Source organism: Methylomonas sp. LL1, assembly GCF_015711015.1.
Lineage (GTDB): Bacteria > Pseudomonadota > Gammaproteobacteria > Methylococcales > Methylomonadaceae > Methylomonas.
Map to the genome: position 1 here is coordinate 3,354,507 of NZ_CP064653.1, position 15,387 is coordinate 3,369,893.

Annotated in this window: 14 protein-coding genes; all 14 read right to left on the reverse strand. The window is 55.3% G+C overall.

Annotated elements, in window-relative coordinates:
- Positions 1-6 precede the first annotated feature (6 nt).
- Positions 7-1,803, reverse strand: coding sequence for a VWA domain-containing protein (locus IVG45_RS15620; protein ID WP_196434723.1), 1,797 nt, complete (start codon positions 1,801-1,803; stop codon positions 7-9).
- Complete coding sequence (locus tag IVG45_RS15625; RefSeq protein WP_196434724.1) at positions 1,803-2,789, reverse strand: vWA domain-containing protein; 987 nt, start codon at positions 2,787-2,789, stop codon at positions 1,803-1,805. The genes IVG45_RS15620 and IVG45_RS15625 overlap by 1 nt, the downstream gene beginning before the upstream one ends.
- Positions 2,786-3,253 carry a DUF4381 domain-containing protein gene (locus tag IVG45_RS15630; protein ID WP_196434725.1) on the reverse strand — a complete coding sequence of 156 codons (468 nt, stop codon included), beginning with the start codon at positions 3,251-3,253 and terminating at the stop codon, positions 2,786-2,788. The genes IVG45_RS15625 and IVG45_RS15630 overlap by 4 nt, the downstream gene beginning before the upstream one ends.
- An 8-nt stretch (positions 3,254-3,261) precedes the next feature.
- The gene (locus tag IVG45_RS15635) at positions 3,262-7,311 is read right to left on the reverse strand and encodes an EAL domain-containing protein (protein WP_196434726.1); all 4,050 of its coding nucleotides are present in this window, start codon (positions 7,309-7,311) and stop codon (positions 3,262-3,264) included.
- 24 nt (positions 7,312-7,335) lie between these two features.
- Entirely contained in the window at positions 7,336-8,256 is a 921-nt protein-coding gene (locus IVG45_RS15640) for a DUF58 domain-containing protein (RefSeq protein WP_196434727.1), read from the reverse strand.
- Positions 8,253-8,711 carry a CreA family protein gene (locus tag IVG45_RS15645; protein ID WP_196434728.1) on the reverse strand — a complete coding sequence of 153 codons (459 nt, stop codon included), beginning with the start codon at positions 8,709-8,711 and terminating at the stop codon, positions 8,253-8,255. The genes IVG45_RS15640 and IVG45_RS15645 overlap by 4 nt, the downstream gene beginning before the upstream one ends.
- A 58-nt stretch (positions 8,712-8,769) precedes the next feature.
- Entirely contained in the window at positions 8,770-9,756 is a 987-nt protein-coding gene (locus IVG45_RS15650) for an AAA family ATPase (RefSeq protein WP_196434729.1), read from the reverse strand.
- A 33-nt stretch (positions 9,757-9,789) separates the two neighbouring features.
- A complete protein-coding gene (locus IVG45_RS15655; protein WP_196434730.1) occupies positions 9,790-10,503 on the reverse strand; it encodes a TIGR00730 family Rossman fold protein in 714 nt (237 codons plus the stop codon).
- Positions 10,504-10,609: 106 nt separating this feature from the next.
- Entirely contained in the window at positions 10,610-11,899 is a 1,290-nt protein-coding gene (locus tag IVG45_RS15660) for a dihydroorotase (RefSeq protein ID WP_196434731.1), read from the reverse strand.
- Entirely contained in the window at positions 11,896-12,861 is a 966-nt protein-coding gene (locus IVG45_RS15665; RefSeq protein ID WP_196434732.1) for an aspartate carbamoyltransferase catalytic subunit, read from the reverse strand. Before IVG45_RS15665 ends, IVG45_RS15660 begins: the two co-directional genes overlap by 4 nt.
- A 1-nt stretch (position 12,862) precedes the next feature.
- Entirely contained in the window at positions 12,863-13,381 is a 519-nt protein-coding gene (gene pyrR / locus IVG45_RS15670) for a bifunctional pyr operon transcriptional regulator/uracil phosphoribosyltransferase PyrR (RefSeq protein ID WP_196434733.1), read from the reverse strand.
- A 92-nt stretch (positions 13,382-13,473) separates the two neighbouring features.
- Positions 13,474-13,920 carry a Holliday junction resolvase RuvX gene (gene ruvX / locus IVG45_RS15675; RefSeq protein WP_196434734.1) on the reverse strand — a complete coding sequence of 149 codons (447 nt, stop codon included), beginning with the start codon at positions 13,918-13,920 and terminating at the stop codon, positions 13,474-13,476.
- A complete protein-coding gene (locus tag IVG45_RS15680) occupies positions 13,913-14,476 on the reverse strand; it encodes a YqgE/AlgH family protein (RefSeq protein WP_196438055.1) in 564 nt (187 codons plus the stop codon). The genes ruvX and IVG45_RS15680 overlap by 8 nt, the downstream gene beginning before the upstream one ends.
- 20 nt (positions 14,477-14,496) lie before the next feature.
- Positions 14,497-15,387 carry an energy transducer TonB gene (locus IVG45_RS15685; protein ID WP_196434735.1) on the reverse strand — a complete coding sequence of 297 codons (891 nt, stop codon included), beginning with the start codon at positions 15,385-15,387 and terminating at the stop codon, positions 14,497-14,499.

A 15,387-nucleotide genomic window follows, 5' to 3' on the forward strand; every position in this document is an offset into this window, starting at 1 on the left:
CGACACTCACCAGTCCGGACCGACATGAGCCGGCGGATTGCGTTGACCGTACTGGTATTTGAATTTGCGTTTCAACAAGCCGGTGGGCTCGTCGGGAATGCGCCGTAATAATTGTTCGTCGGCCCGTTTGGCTTCGTCCCGGTCAGCCGTGGCCGGTTCTTCTGCTTGCCCGGTTTGATTGGGCTGCTCCGGTTTGGGTTTCTCGGCCGAATGGCCGGCATCGTCCGGCTGATCGCCTTGCTGTTCCGGCCGGGGCGGTTGTTCCTGGTTTTCCGAAGGCTTCGGTTGCGAGTCACTACCGGATTGATCCTCGGCCTGTTTTTGCCGGTCTTGATTTTGGCCCCGCTCCTGATTTTGCTTGTCGGATTGACCGGGTTGCTGATCTTGTTGTTTTTGATCTTTTTCTTGCTGGCTCGGAGGCTGTTGATCGTTACTCTGCTGATTTTGCTGCTGCAGCTGTTTTTCCACCAGCTCCTTGTTGTGCTTGGCGTCGGCATGCTCAGGATCAATATTCAACGCTTGCTGATAGGCTTGCAGGGCTTCCCGCAACTGCCCGGCCTTGGCCAAGGCATTACCACGGTTGTAATGGCCGTCGGCGCTTTGAGTCGCTTTTAGGGTTTCGGCGGCCTCTTGATATTGACCGGCTTTATACTGGGCGGCCGCGCGCCAATCCGGATCGTTGAATTGTTCAGCGGCCTGCTGGTATTGCTGTTGCCGGAAGGCCTGTTGGGCGCGTTGATCCAGAGTTTGCCACAGGCTTTGCCAGTCCAGCGCCCAAGCGTCTTCTGGTAGCGGCAGCAGGCAGATTAGGGCAAACACCAACAAACCTTTCCTGAAACGTAGCGCTGCCCAAGGCAGCACCAGCAACAGTAGCCACGGGCCTTTTTCATCCCATTGTTGCAGCAGCAAATCGGTTTTTTCGGCCTTGTCGTTGCCGTTGGCTTGGTTAAATAAACCGCCCAGACGTTCGATGTCGTCGTCATTGGCCGTCACGGTTTGAAAAATGCCCCGCCCGGCCGAGGCCAGCGCCGATAATTCCGCCGTATCCAGTTTGGCAACCACCAGACTTCCTTGCCGGTCTTTTAAAAAACCGCCTCCGGGTAACGGAATCGGCGCGCCTTCCGGGCTGCCCAGCGCCAGCACCGATAACCGGTAATCGCCCAAAATTCGGCCGACTCGATCCACGCTATCGGCATCGGCGCCGTCGGTCACCAGCAATATGTGGCCTTGTGCCAGTCCGGCCTGATGCAATAAATCCACGGCTTTGCCGACGGCAATAGCGGTGTTGCCGCCGGGACTAGGCATGATGTCGGTAGTCAGCGCTTCCAGCTGGCTGTTGATGGTGGCGGTATCGGTGGTAAGCGGGGTCACGGTAAAAGCATCGCCGCTATAGACCATCAATGCCGTTTGGCCATCCTTGCGCAATTTCAGAATATCGCTAATTTTGTAGCGAGCACGGCTGACACGGCTGGGTTTGGTGTCGGTGGCATCCATGGATCTGGATAAATCCAACGCAATCACCAAGGCCGAATCGTTGCGAAAAGCAGGGCCTGGTAACCTTTCCCAGGTCGGGCCGGCCAGAGCCAGAATACTCAAACTGGTTGCCAGCGAGGCCGCAATCCAACCGCCGGCAAGAGGCTTGCTGGGCTTCTGCTGCAAAATATACGGTAACAATTCCGCATCGCAGACATCCGTCCAGTCGCCGCGTTGATATTTGTTTTTGATCAGCAAAAACAGCAAAACCGCCGCCGGCAACAAAGCCAGCAACCACCACGGCCTGAGGAAATGAAAATCCGCCAGCATCAAGACCTCCTCAAACGGCTGCCCGCCAACAGCCCGGCCAAAGCCAGTGCCAAGGCCAGCGGCCAATAATACAACTCCGATTTAGGCCGAAAAAACTGTTTGTCTTTTTCCACCGGTTCCAGTTGATCGAGAATGAAATAAATCTGGTTCAATTCCTCGGTGTTACGGGCGCGGAAATAACGGCCGCCCGTGGTATCGGCAATGGCTTTCAGGGTTTTTTCATCCAGGTCGGCGGACGGGTTCACCCGGCGGGTACCAAACAAGCTGCGCACCAGCATTTCATCGGCGCCGATCCCGATAGTGTAGATTTTCAGATGATGCTGGGCGGCGATTTCGGCGGCTTTCAACGGCGCCAGTTCACCGGCGGTATTGGCGCCGTCCGTCAATAAAATCAGCACCCGGCTCTGGTTTTTTTCGTCCTGCAAGCGTTTGACGGCCAATCCGATGGCGTCGCCGATCGAGGTTTGCGGCTCGTCTTCGGTGATACCGATAAAAGCTTCGTTCAGTAGGGTTTGCACGGTTTTACGGTCGAAGGTCAGCGGCACATGCAGATAAGCCTGAGTGCCAAATAAAATCAGGCCGATACGGTCGCCGATACGGCGTTGGACGAAATCGCTGACCACGTATTTGGTGGCGGTCAACCTATCGTAGCGCTTGTCCTTGATGATGAAATCCTTTTCGTCCATGCTGCCCGACACGTCCACCGCCAGCATCAGATCGCGGCCATTGACCGCCAGTTCCAACGGCTCGCCCAGCCACTGCGGACGGGTACAGGCTATCACCAGAAATATCCAGGCGAAACCCGCCAGCCGCAACGGCCAACGTCGTTGCGGACTAACTTGGCGCGGCTCGATACCCGGAAAATCATCCAGAAACGGCACGATCAAAGCCGCCTGTTCGGCCTGAAACTTGGCCGGCAGCAACCAGCGTAGTAAAAAAGGCAACGGCAACAACAACGCCAGCCAGGGCCATTGAAAGGCGATCATGATTTTTTTTCCCTCTGCTTCAGCCAACGCTCGCACAGAGCAAACAAAGCCTCGAGATCGATATCGTCGGCGACGGTGGGGCGATAATGCGCATCGGCCAAACAGCGGCCGATACCTTGCCCGAAAGGTTGGTCCGGCAAGGAACGGTCCAGATAATCCAGCCAAGCCTGACCTCGTAGGCTTGCCACCTCGGACCGGGCGGCGCTGGTACTGATCGCGGTGCGCCGCAGCAGCGCCGACAAGTCGGTCAAGGTACGCAATCTATCGTTTTGTTGCCGGCGAATATCGGCCAATAATCTCCGCGCGCCGCCGATAGCTGTTTTTCGAGTCAAGCGCTTGTACAATGCGCGCGCGGCCAAAATCACCAAAACCAGGATAATGGGCAACAGCCACCAACCGGGTGCCGGCGGCCACCAGCCTATGACCTCGGGCAAATGAATGTCTTTTAACGCTAAAGGTTCCATGGGCTTAATCAAGCATATTTCGTCAGGCAATCATCCAAGCGGCGTTGAGTTTGCGTTAATTCGGCAAAACCGGCGCGGGCGGCTTCCGTTTCCCCCTCCCAGAATTGATGCATTAGCACATCGCCTTTATGTAGCAATTCCGCATGCAGGGCGGCAAGTTGCGCCAGCCACTGCTTATTATACTGATCTTGATACTGGGCTTGCTTGAGCCAACGGCCAAAATGGCTTTTGCCCGGCAGCATGATGGGCCAATGATTGATACCGGCGATGCCGCCATTCAAGCATTGATTTATCCGTTGCAGCCATTGCTCGAGATCGATTCGGCGAATGGCGACTTGGATTTGCAGCGCCGTCAGCTCCTTGCCGGCATAGTCCCGCCACTGCGGATAGGGCCGATAATGGCTTATCCAGTCCAACATCTCCTCGGCCGGCATCGGCTTGGCTATGGCATAACCTTGGGCCAAATGACAGTCCATCAACAACAACATCAAGCCCTGTTCTTGGGTTTCCACGCCTTCGGCAATCACCTCATGGCGGAAAGCTTGGCTCAGGCTAATCACACTTTCGACGATGGCGTAATCATCCGGGTCATCCAGCATGTCCCGAACGAAGCCCTTATCGATCTTGACCGCGTTAACCGGCAGATGGCGTAAGTGGGCCAACGATGAATAGCCGGTGCCGAAATCATCCAGCGCGGTCGTCACGCCCAATGCGTCGCGGCAGACTTTGATGACCCGATTCACCGCCGACAAATCGTCCAGCGCGGTGCTTTCCAATATTTCCAATTGTAGATAACGGGAGGCGATGCCCGGGTGACTAGCCAGCGTGGTTTCCAGATGCTCGACAAACTTCGGCCATAACAAGTGGTAGGCGGAAATATTGACGCTGACTTCAAGCATGAAACCCAATTGTTGCCAAGCACACAGTTGTTGCCAGGCCTGTTCAATCACCCAGTTGCCGACGCGAATTTCCAGTTCGCTGGAAGCGATCACCGGCAAGAACGCTTGCGGCGCCAGCAGGCCACGTAGCGGATGTTGCCACCGGATCAGTGCCTCCGCCCCGGCAACCTGGCCGGTTTTGATGTTGACCTTGGGTTGGTAATACAGGCAAAACTGGTCATCGGCAAACGCCGTTTCGATATCGTGCAACTGCTTATGCAGATCGATCATCAGCTGGTCATGGCTGGCGTCGAACAAATGGTAACGGTTTTTACCGGACAATTTGGCCTGGTACATGGCGTGATCGGCATGCCGCAAAAGGGTATCCGAATCGGCCGCGTCGAGCGGAAAAATGGTAATGCCGCTGCTGACGCCGATGTTGATCGTGTGCTCGTTGATCAGATAGACCTCGGCGATGGACTGATGAATACGGCCTAGGGTTTGCGTGCACTCTTCGATGGTATGTAAATCGCCCATCAGCAAGGCGAACTCGTCGCCGCCGTGCCGCGACACCGTATCTTCCTCGCGCAGACAGGATTTAAGCCGCTCGGCAACCTCGATCAATACCTGGTCGCCCGTTTCGTGTCCGAACTGGTCATTGACAGGCTTAAAGCCATCCAAATCCAGAAAACAAATCGCCAGCAGGGATTTTTCGCGTTTGCTACGGGCAATGGCTTGTAACAGCCTGTCGGCAAACAGCGTGCGATTCGGCAAACGGGTCAAGGGATCATAATGAGCCAAGAGCTCCAGCATCTGTTGCTGATTTTTGAAATGGGTAATATCCGAAAACAAGCCCAGATAATTAATCACCTCGCCCTGGTCGTTGCAAAGGGCCGACATGGTCAACAGCTCGGCATAAAGTTCGCCGTTTTTTTTCCGATTCCAGACTTCGCCCTGCCAATGCCTGCAACTGGTTAAGGTATTCCACATCTCCTGGTAAAATTCGCGGTTATGTTTGCCTGATTGCAAGATGCGCGGATTCTTACCGATGATTTCTTCGCGGCTATACCCGGTGATTTCGCTGAACGTAGGATTGACATCAATAATGATAGCGTTGGCGTCCGTGATCAAGATCCCTTCGTGTGCCTCTCCGAAGACCCGCGCGGCCAGTTTCAGTTCCTCTTCGGCGGCTTTGCGGGCGGTAATATCGCGGGTCAAGCCCAATAAGGCCACGATATTGCCTTCGTTATCGCGCATCGGCACCGCATGGGTATCCATCCAACGGTGCGTGCCTTTCAGTCCGGTTATTTCGAATTCCAGCGTGGCCGGTTCACCGGCGAACACGCTCTGAATACTGTCGGTAAATGCCTGTTGGTATTTAGGCTGCACCAGCGGCAGCACGTTTTGGCCCTTGACCTGTTCAAGGCTGTCGGCCTCGATCAATGCCAGCCCGGCTTGATTCATGTCCAGCAAGCTGCCGTCGCGCGCCAACAATTTAACGCATTCCGGTTGCGATTGAACCAAGGTGCGCAATTTGGCCTCTGAAGCCTGTAAATCGCTGGCTATGGCCTCGAGTTCGGCATTGGCGGACTCCAACTCCCGGGTACGGGCATTGACCAGGGCTTCCGCCTGCGCCGTACGGCCGGTCATGACCAACAGCAGCACGGTCAGCAAACTGGTAAAGCACAACCCGCCCAACAAGGTCGCCCAGGGCAGGATAGAGCCGTGCTCGGTGATAAAGTTTTTATCGGCAACGATGCTAAGCAGCCAGCCGCGGTCACAAAACTGAAATTCGCGTTGCCGGTATTTGAGACCATAACTACGGTGAACCTGATTGGCTACGGCTTTCAGAAACAAATTGGCTTGCTCCGGCGGCGCGTCCGTATCTCTCAAACTGATGCCGAACTGATCGCTGTTTATGCCTTGCAGTGCGATTTGCGCCATCCTCGCCGGCAGCAACACGGTAGAGACAAACCCGGCTAAATGTTCGGCACCTGCCCCCGGCTGGTCGAAAACCGGTATCGATACCAGCACCCCGATTTCGGTGTCATCTTGTTGGGCCAAAGTCAGCCGCCGAGAAACACTGGGCTGGCCGGTGCGGCTCGCAATCCGCTTGGATTCGAGGCTTACCGGATTAGAAGAGGAATCCAGTCCGAAGGCTTTTTCGTTGCCGGCCATGGGCTCGACGAATAAAATCGGGAAATACTCATCGCGCCGGCCGACGGGGATTAGCGAGCCATCGGCCGCCCTTTCCGTTACCTTGAAATCGGCAAATCCTTCGGCCCTGACGGCTTGCTCGAAACTCGGCAACTGCTCCCAGGTAACGCGCGGCAACCATTCCAGGGCTTGTACCTCCGGATGGCGTTTCAACAAGCCTTGGGAGAAGCGCGAAAACTCCCGGCGGTCGACGATTTCCGAGGCACTCAATAAATCTTTCAGCACCAGGGTGCTATCCAGCACGTTGCCGACATATTCCAGCATCAAACTTTCGATGGCGGCCGCCTGACTATCGAAGGTCATTTGAATTCTGGCCTGTTCGGCACGGAAAACAAATACGAAGGCGGTGGACAAGGCCAACAACGCCCCCAGCAACGGCAGCGCCACCCGCAGCATTCGCGGTTGCCAAAGTGGCCTAGGCTCGGCAAACAGGCAAAATGCCAATGGCGCAACCAACAAAACCCCCAGGCTATCGCCGAACCACCAGTTCCACCAGGAAACCTTTAATTCGGAGGCGGGTAATACCTCCAGCAGATACAAACCGGTCACGCCGATACAAGGCGCGATTAAACAGGCCAGCGGTCCGGTCAGTAGAAAAAAAGTTAAAACTTGGCGAGGATTATCCAGCCGTGGCACACCGCAATCGACGAATTTTTTGCCGAGCCGAACCGCAATTAATGCTTGAATAGTGCTGGCCAAGCCGATCAGCGCCGCCGAGCAGACAACCGTGGCCGATAACTCCCCGACGGCATCGAGGCCGGCTGAAATATTGTTGGCGAAGGCACCTATCCAGATGGCGGGCCACAAACGTTTGCCGCTCAATAGCAGAGCCGCCAAGGCAATACCGGCGGGCGGCCAAATCGGGCTGGCATATCCCGGCGGCACCGCCATTTTCAACCCCAGCCAGCCCCCCAGAAAAATCAGGCCACTGACCAAAACGATGCGATAAAAGACGGACGGCATGGTATCGGGACAATGTGTCGTAGGTTAATACGATCTTGATTTTATGGGCGGCGAGGTCAACGCCGCCAGGGCCGACTGGTTGGTAGCGCAAGACAACAGACTCAGCCGTAATTTTTGGCTAAGCTGTTGTAAATACAGCTGTCTCTGTTGATATTGGTGCCGGTAATCCCGTAGGACTTTTTTGTCGCTGCTGTCGATGATGATGTCGCGGATTTTATCGGTAAAACGGTAGCGGCCAGTCTCGGGCAAATGGCTTTCCAACGGATCGTAAATTTGCAGCAATATCACTTCGCAATGCCGCGCCAACAGGGCCAAATGATTCTCCGCCACGCCATTCAGGCCGCGAAAATCGCTGATGATATAAACCCGGCTGCCGGGGTGGGCATGAAGTTGCAATCGGGCCAGAGCCAGTTCCAACCTATCATCGCGGGTGTTGGTATAGTGCGGGTGTACCAAGGCGTTAAAAAATTGCAGCAGCGCGGCCTTGCCGCTGCGCGGTTTCAATTCCAGGCAACCTTCGGCGCTAAAAACCTGTCCGCCAACCCGGTCGCCCTGTTGCAACGCGGCCCAGGCCAACAATCCGGCCAGTTTGGCGGCTTGTACCGATTTGAATACGCCACGGCTAGCAAACTTCATGGTCGGCCGATAATCGACCGAGATGAATAGCGGACGTTCCCGCTCTTCTTGGAAGATTTTACTGTGGGGTTTGTCGGTACGCGCGGTGACGCGCCAGTCCATGCGCCGCACATCGTCGCCGGGTTGATACAAGCGGGTTTCGGCAAAGGCCATGCCCCGGCCTTTAAAGTGCGACAGATAATTGCCGCTTTGCGCCGCGCCCACCCGCATTGGCGGCAACTTCAGCGCGGCCGCCGGCTTGGCCAGATCAAACAGGGTTTTCAAGCTGACGGCGATACGCTCGTTGGGATCGGTAGCGGCGGAGCTCATCGTCCCCAAGGCATCACCGGTACGGTGGAAATACTGTTGACCGGCGCCCCTTCGATCAGTTTACGGCTAATGGCCAGATAGACCAGGGTATTGTGGGCGTTGTCCCATAACCGCATCACTCGGGTTTCCTTGAACAGTAATGAGGTGTTTTCGGAAAACACTTCTTCATCTTGAGGCAGGCCGTTCGGCACCGAAATCGGTCCGGTCTGGCGACAGGCCAGCGAAAATTGAGAGGGGTCCTGCGCCAGCCCCAGCGTGCCGGAGACACCGCCGGTTTTCGCCTGGCTGACGTGGCAAGTCACCCCGGGAATTTTGGGGTCGGAAAACGCTTCGACGCAAACTTTATGATTGGCGCCGATCAATTTCCAGGCTGTCGTCACGCAGCCGACGGTCTCGGCCCGAGCCAGGGCCGATGCCGCCAGAAGCGGCAAAATAAGGCAAAATTGTTTCCGCATGAGTGGCATTCCTGAGTTGATGGCTAGGCGGTGACGGGAAAATAGCATGAATGGGTGTTTACGGTACCGCAATTCTGGCAATCAATTGTTTGATCACATCATCGCTGGTAAGCCCTTCGGCCTCGGCTTCGTAGGACAGAATCAAACGGTGCCGCAATACGTCGAAGGCAATCGCTTGTATATCGCCGGGATCGACGAAACTCCTTTGCTCAAGCCAAGCCTTGGCCCTGGCGCAACGATCCAGGGCAATGCTGGCGCGGGGACTGGCGCCGTACTCTATCCACTTGGCAAGATCCTGCCCATACGCGGCCGGGGTGCGGGTTGCCAGAACGATTTGCAGCAGATACTGTTCCAAGGCTTCGGCCATATAAATATCGAGCACTTCGTCGCGAGCGTCAAACAACGATTGTTGACTGATTTTCCGGACGCCGACGGCGTTTTTTTGCCCGGCTCCCCTAGCTTCCGCCCGAGCCAAGTGCAGAATGGCTTGTTCGTGGACCGCATTGGGATAATCGATTTTGACATGCATTAAAAATCGATCCAATTGCGCTTCGGGTAGCGGATAGGTACCTTCCTGCTCGATCGGATTTTGGGTCGCCATCACCATGAACAAGGGTGGCAACGGATAACTGGCCTTGCCGACGGTGATTTGGCGCTCGGCCATCGCCTCCAGCAATGCCGCTTGCACCTTGGCCGGTGCGCGGTTGATTTCGTCGGCCAAAACCAGATTGTGAAACAGCGGGCCTTTCTGAAATTCGAAACTCCCTTGTTGCGGCCGGTAGATCTCGGTGCCGGTCAAGTCGGCCGGCAACAAATCGGGCGTAAACTGTACACGATGAAAGTCCGCTTCGATGCCTTGGCTCAAGACGTTGATGGCACGAGTTTTTGCCAGGCCGGGCGCGCCCTCGACCAATAAATGGCCATCGGCCAGCAAGGCGATCATCATCCGCTCCACCAGCACGTCCTGACCGATGATCTGGGTGTTGATATGCGCTCTGAGTTGGTGCAGAGCGGTTTGCGCCGGGGTCAAGTCGGTTGCGGTCATGAGTATCAAAATCCTCCGTTTGAAAAAAGTAAATTACGGCGTGGGATGCCGGCGCTGCTGGTTTTTCCATTCCCGGTGATCGGCCATGATGCGGACGACTTCGCGCGGATCGTCGGTGACGGTGATTAACTCCAGATCTTCCGTCGATATGGTGCCGTATTCGAGCATTTTGGTTTTCAGCCAATCCATTAACCCACCCCAAAAATCGCTGCCGAACAATACCAAGGGCAACGGGTAAGCCTTGTGGGTTTGCATCAATGTCAACGCTTCGAAAAATTCGTCCAGCGTGCCGAAGCCGCCCGGCATGCAGACATAGCCCATCGAATAGCGCACAAACATCACTTTACGCACGAAAAAATAGCGAAAGTTCAGTGACAAACTTTGGTACGGATTGGGCTTTTGCTCCATCGGCAGCTCGATGTTCAGGCCTATCGAGAGCTGATCCTGCAACTGCGCGCCCTTGTTGGCGGCTTCCATCACGCCCGGTCCGCCGCCACTGATGATGGCAAAGCCCTCCTTGCTCAGCAGTTCCGCCAGTTCCACGGTTTTTTGGTAGTAAAAGTGTTCGGGCGCCAGGCGCGCGGAACCGAAGATAGAGATAGCGTCGCACAGGCCGGATAATTCGTCGAAGCCTTCGGTAAACTCGCTGATAATGCGAAAAATCCGCCAGGACTGATCGCCCTTTAAATCATCAATGATGCTGGGCGAGCTTGAGCCGGTGGCGGAACGATTTTTGATACACGTCATGTTGTTTCCTGCGCTACTACCCGATGTGATGGGCGTATAAAGTTATTATTATTTTCGGCGCGATGGATCGGCATCGCTCCCGCAATGCCGATTCATCAATTCGAGGTCATCCGCGATCCTGCAAACTGTAAAGCAAGCGTCCTTCCAGCAAGGTATGCGTGACTCTGCCGGTCAAGGTTTTCCCCCAGTAGGGCGTATTATGGCCGGCACTCCGCCAGGTCCGTGGATCGACCCGCCAACTGTGTTGGGGATCGAAAATACAGACGTCGGCGCGCATGCCCGCTGTCAGGGCTCCGGTATTCAACCCCAGAATCGCCGCCGGATTTTGGCTCAGGCTGGCGATAGCTTCCGACAAACCGATGCGCTGCTGTTGTGCCAGAGCCAGCGTCAACGGCAACAGGGTTTCCAAGGCGGCGATGCCGGGCTCGGTTTCCGGAAAAGCGCCGAGTTTGGCGTCCAAATCGTGCGGTTGGTGATCGGAACAGATAGCATCGATGGTGCCGTTCGCCAATCCTTCGCACAGATATTGGCAGTCCTCTTCGCTACGGAACGGCGGTATCACATGATAATGGCTATCGAATGGGACCACATCGTCCTCGGTTAAATGCAGCTGATGTATCGCGACGTCGGCCGTGACATTCAGACCGTATTTCTTGGCTTGCTGGATTTTGATTACCGACTGCTTGCTGCTGATCTGGCTGATATGAATCCGGCAACCGGTCAGTTGCGCCAGCTCCAGACACTGGGCCAGCGCAATCGATTCGGCGGCAACCGGAATGCCGGGCAATCCGTAACGGCTGGCAACCTCGCCTTCGTGCGCGCAACCGTTGCCGCTCAGAGCCGCTTCGTTGGCGCGGTATATCAACAGCAAATCGTGGCTGCTGGCGTATTCCATCGCCCGCCGTAATATCAGCAAATTTCCCACCGGAGCCCGCGCGTTGCTGACGGCGATGCAGCCGGCCTGCTTCAGCGCAAACATCGAACTCAGTTCGCTACCGTCCAGGCGTTGAGTCAACGCACCGATGCTGTAAACGTGTGGATAAGCGGCGGCTTCGGCCTTGTCCTTGATATATTCCACCACGGCCGGGGTATCGATACAGGGCTTGGTGTCGGGCGGCAAGCAAAGCGACGTGACGCCGGCACTCAGCGCGGCCCGTGTTTCAGTTTTAATCGTGCCTTTCTGGCTATGACCGGGTTCGCGTAGCCTCACGCTCAAATCGACAAAGCCGGGACAAACGACGCTACCGGTGGCATCGATGATTTGGTCGGGAGTGAAATCGGCCGGCGGCGTCATCAAATGCAGTATCTTTCCATCGGCAATGCACAAGGAACCGACAGCATCGATGGCATTGGCCGGATCGATGATCCGGCCGTTTTCGATCAAAATCCTGGTCATGACGCACCTCCGTGGCTACCCATGGTCATGGTCATCACCGCCATACGCACCGCTATACCGTTTCCAACCTGCCTCAGAATGACCGACTGCGCGCCGTCCGCTACGCTGGATGCGATTTCCACGCCGCGATTAATCGGCCCCGGATGCATGACGATTGCATCGGGCTTGGCAAATCGCAGCGTGGATTCGGTCAAACCGTAACAACGGAAAAATTCGCTTTCGCTGGGTAAAAACGCCGAATTCATGCGTTCTTTTTGCAAACGCAGCATGATAATGACATCGACATCCCGTAATCCTTCATTCAAGTCATGCAGCGGAATCACGCCCATGGATTTCACGTGTGCCGGCAACAGGGTTTTGGGGGCGATCACGCGCACTTCGGCGACACCCAGGGTATTCAGCGCCAAAATCTGCGAGCGCGCTACCCGCGAGTGCAGTATGTCGCCGACGATAGCGACTTTTAGATTCTCAAATTGCTTTTTATGCTGACGGATCGTGAACATATCCAACATGGCCTGGGTCGGATGAGCGTGCTGGCCGTCGCCGGCATTGATCACACTGATGTGCGGCGCGGTATGCTGGGCAATGAAATGGGCCGCGCCGCTCAATGCATGGCGCACCACGAACATATCGACATGCATCGCTTCCAGGTTATGGATGGTATCCAGCAAACTTTCGCCCTTTGAGGTAGCCGAGGTAGCGATATTCATGCTCAACACGTCCGCCGATAAGCGGGTCGCGGCCAGTTCGAAAGTGGTGCGGGTGCGGGTGCTGTTTTCGAAAAACAAGTTGACGATGGTCTTGCCGCGCAGCAGCGGTACTTTTTTGACCTGATGTTCGGAGATGCCGGCAAACGATTCGGCGGTATCTAGGATTTCGGTCAGCAAAGCCTTATCAAGGCCTTCAATAGTCAGAAAATGCTTGAGCTTGCCGTGTTCGGTGAGTTGTATATGCGGGGTCATATCAAGCGGCGCGGGCCATGGTCTCTACATGAATACCCAACGGTTCGGGGCCGGTGAGTTTGATGCGTTGCCCTTCCGGCAAATCGATGCGGGCGGCCCGGCAATCGGGTTGCAAGGGTATTTGCCGGCCATTGCGCTCTATCAGTACGGCCAGCAACACTTGGTTAGGGCGGCCATAATCGAAAATCTCGTTCAACGCGGCCCGAATGGTGCGGCCGGTGTAAAACACATCGTCGATCAGAATAAGGTTGCGACCCTCCAGATGCGGAGGCAACTGACTGGCTTTAACATTGGGATGCATGCCGATTTGGGAAAAATCATCGCGGTAAAAAGTGATGTCCAGCAGCCCCAGCGGCTCGCTAATACCCAAGCGCTGGTGCAAGTGCTTGGCAACCCAGGCTCCGCCACTGTGTATGCCGATCAACAGCGGATTGTTAAGTTTGCGTTCGGCAATTTGCCGGCGAACGGCGGCTTCGAGATTGTCGAGCAATTCGGCGATGTTTAGCTTTGCGGTTGGCATTGTCGGCTTACGGTTAAGATTGTTTTTTCTAAAAAATTCAGGCAAAAAGCGAAAAAACCAAGGAGCAACCCTGTTCGCCTTATATCTTTCGTCTACTTATCAAACCAGCTTTGCAGGATCAGTTGGGCGGCAAGTTGATCTTGAACTGCCCATAGTTTACCAGCACTAACTTTAAGGTCATCAAATAACAATTGCTTGGCGGCAAAAGTAGTCAGAGCTTCATCGACTTGATGCACCGGCAGGTTGTAACGGCCATTCAGTTGCCGACAAAACTTTTGCATGCGCGGGGTGATGATATTGTCCGAGCCATCCTGCTGGCGTGAGATGCCCACCACCAATCCGATCGGTCGCCATTCCGCTATCAATTTGCCTATCGTATCCCAGTCCGGAACCTGATTCACGGAACGTAGGGTTTGCAACGGACTTGCGATACCGGTATCGGCATAGCCGACCGCAATGCCGATTTTTTTATTGCCGAAATCAAAGCCCAAATAAGCATCGCTGCTGAGTTTGGCGGCCAGCGGATCGTGTTTAACCATGACCGGCCGTGGTCGTCAGACGGTTGATATCGATGCCCAGCTGGCTGGCGGCCGCGATCCAGCGTTGATTTATCGGAGTTTCATACAAAATGGCTTCGCCGCAAGGCGTATTCAGCCAGGCGTTTTCGATGATTTCCTTTTCCAGTTGACCGCTGCCCCAGCCGGCATAGCCCAGAGCAATCAGAAAATGATCCGGCCCCTTGCCCTTGGCTATCGCCTCCAGAATATCTCGGGAACTGGTCAGGGTGATGTTGTCGGCGGTCGAAATGCTGGAATCCCAGTGTTGTTCACAGGGGCTATGAATCACGAAGCCGCGTTCTTGCTGAACCGGGCCGCCGGCAAAAACCGGGGTATTCAATACGCGCTCCAGATCGGTATGGATGCCCATTTGCTCGAAGATGTCCTTCAGCTTCATGCCGGTGGGGCGGTTGATCACGATCCCCAAGGCGCCTTCCTGATTATGTTGACACAGGTAAGTCACGGTATGAAAGAAATGCGGATCGAACAAGCCCGGCATGGCGATCAGAAACTGATTGTTGAGATAAGTGCTGTTGATCATAACAATGATGAGTTAGGCTAGCGGGCAGTCATACCGGTTTCGTCGGAAAACTTCCAGACCCGGGTAACGACTAATACATTGACTTCCTTAAGCAGTTCTACCGGCAATTCCGCAAAAGGCGCGCTCATTTTAACGATGCGTTTGGCGGCTTCGTCCAATGCCGGATTTCCCGATGACCGGGCGATACGCATGCTGTAAATACTGCCGTCGGCGTTAATACCGACCTCCATCGTCAGCGATTGCGAACTGCCGGCTTTTCGCGCGGCCTCCGGATAATTCAGATTACCGGTGCGCTCGACCTTGTCCTCCCAATCCTTGACGTATTGTGCCGCCAGGTATTTATGGGTGCTGACGGAATTAACGAACTTGATTTTGCTGTCCTGCGTACTTTGCCGGCTATTGCGGATCTGTTCGCCCAGTTGAGCTATTTGTTGCTGCAAGGCTTCGGCGGTCAGTTTGGGTTTTTCTTCGACGGTTTCTTCCGCCGGCTCTTCTACCGTTTCGACTGGTGCGGCAATTTTTACCGGGGCCTTGGCTTGTGTCAGCACTTTTTGCGGGGTCGGTTTTTTGCTTTCGCGGGCCGGCTGTTTTTGCGGCTCGGCTTTGGTGGCGGGTACCGGCTCGGTCTGCGGCGTGGGTAGGCTCAGTTTAGGCGGGACCGGTTTTTGATTGTCGTCGCCCGCACCCAACTGATGGTCGGGCGCCAAATACTTGGCCTGTTTCGGAGCTTTTTTCAGTGGCGTGTGCGACAGGGTGATCTCAATCGATTTATGGGCTTTCGCGGGTTGCGGCGCTTTGAAATTGATACCCAGCAAAATACCGACATGCACGACCGCCGCGATAAACACCGCCAATAGCAATGAATCGTTGTTTGATAGTGGCGAGGGTGTCAGATTCTGCTGGTACAT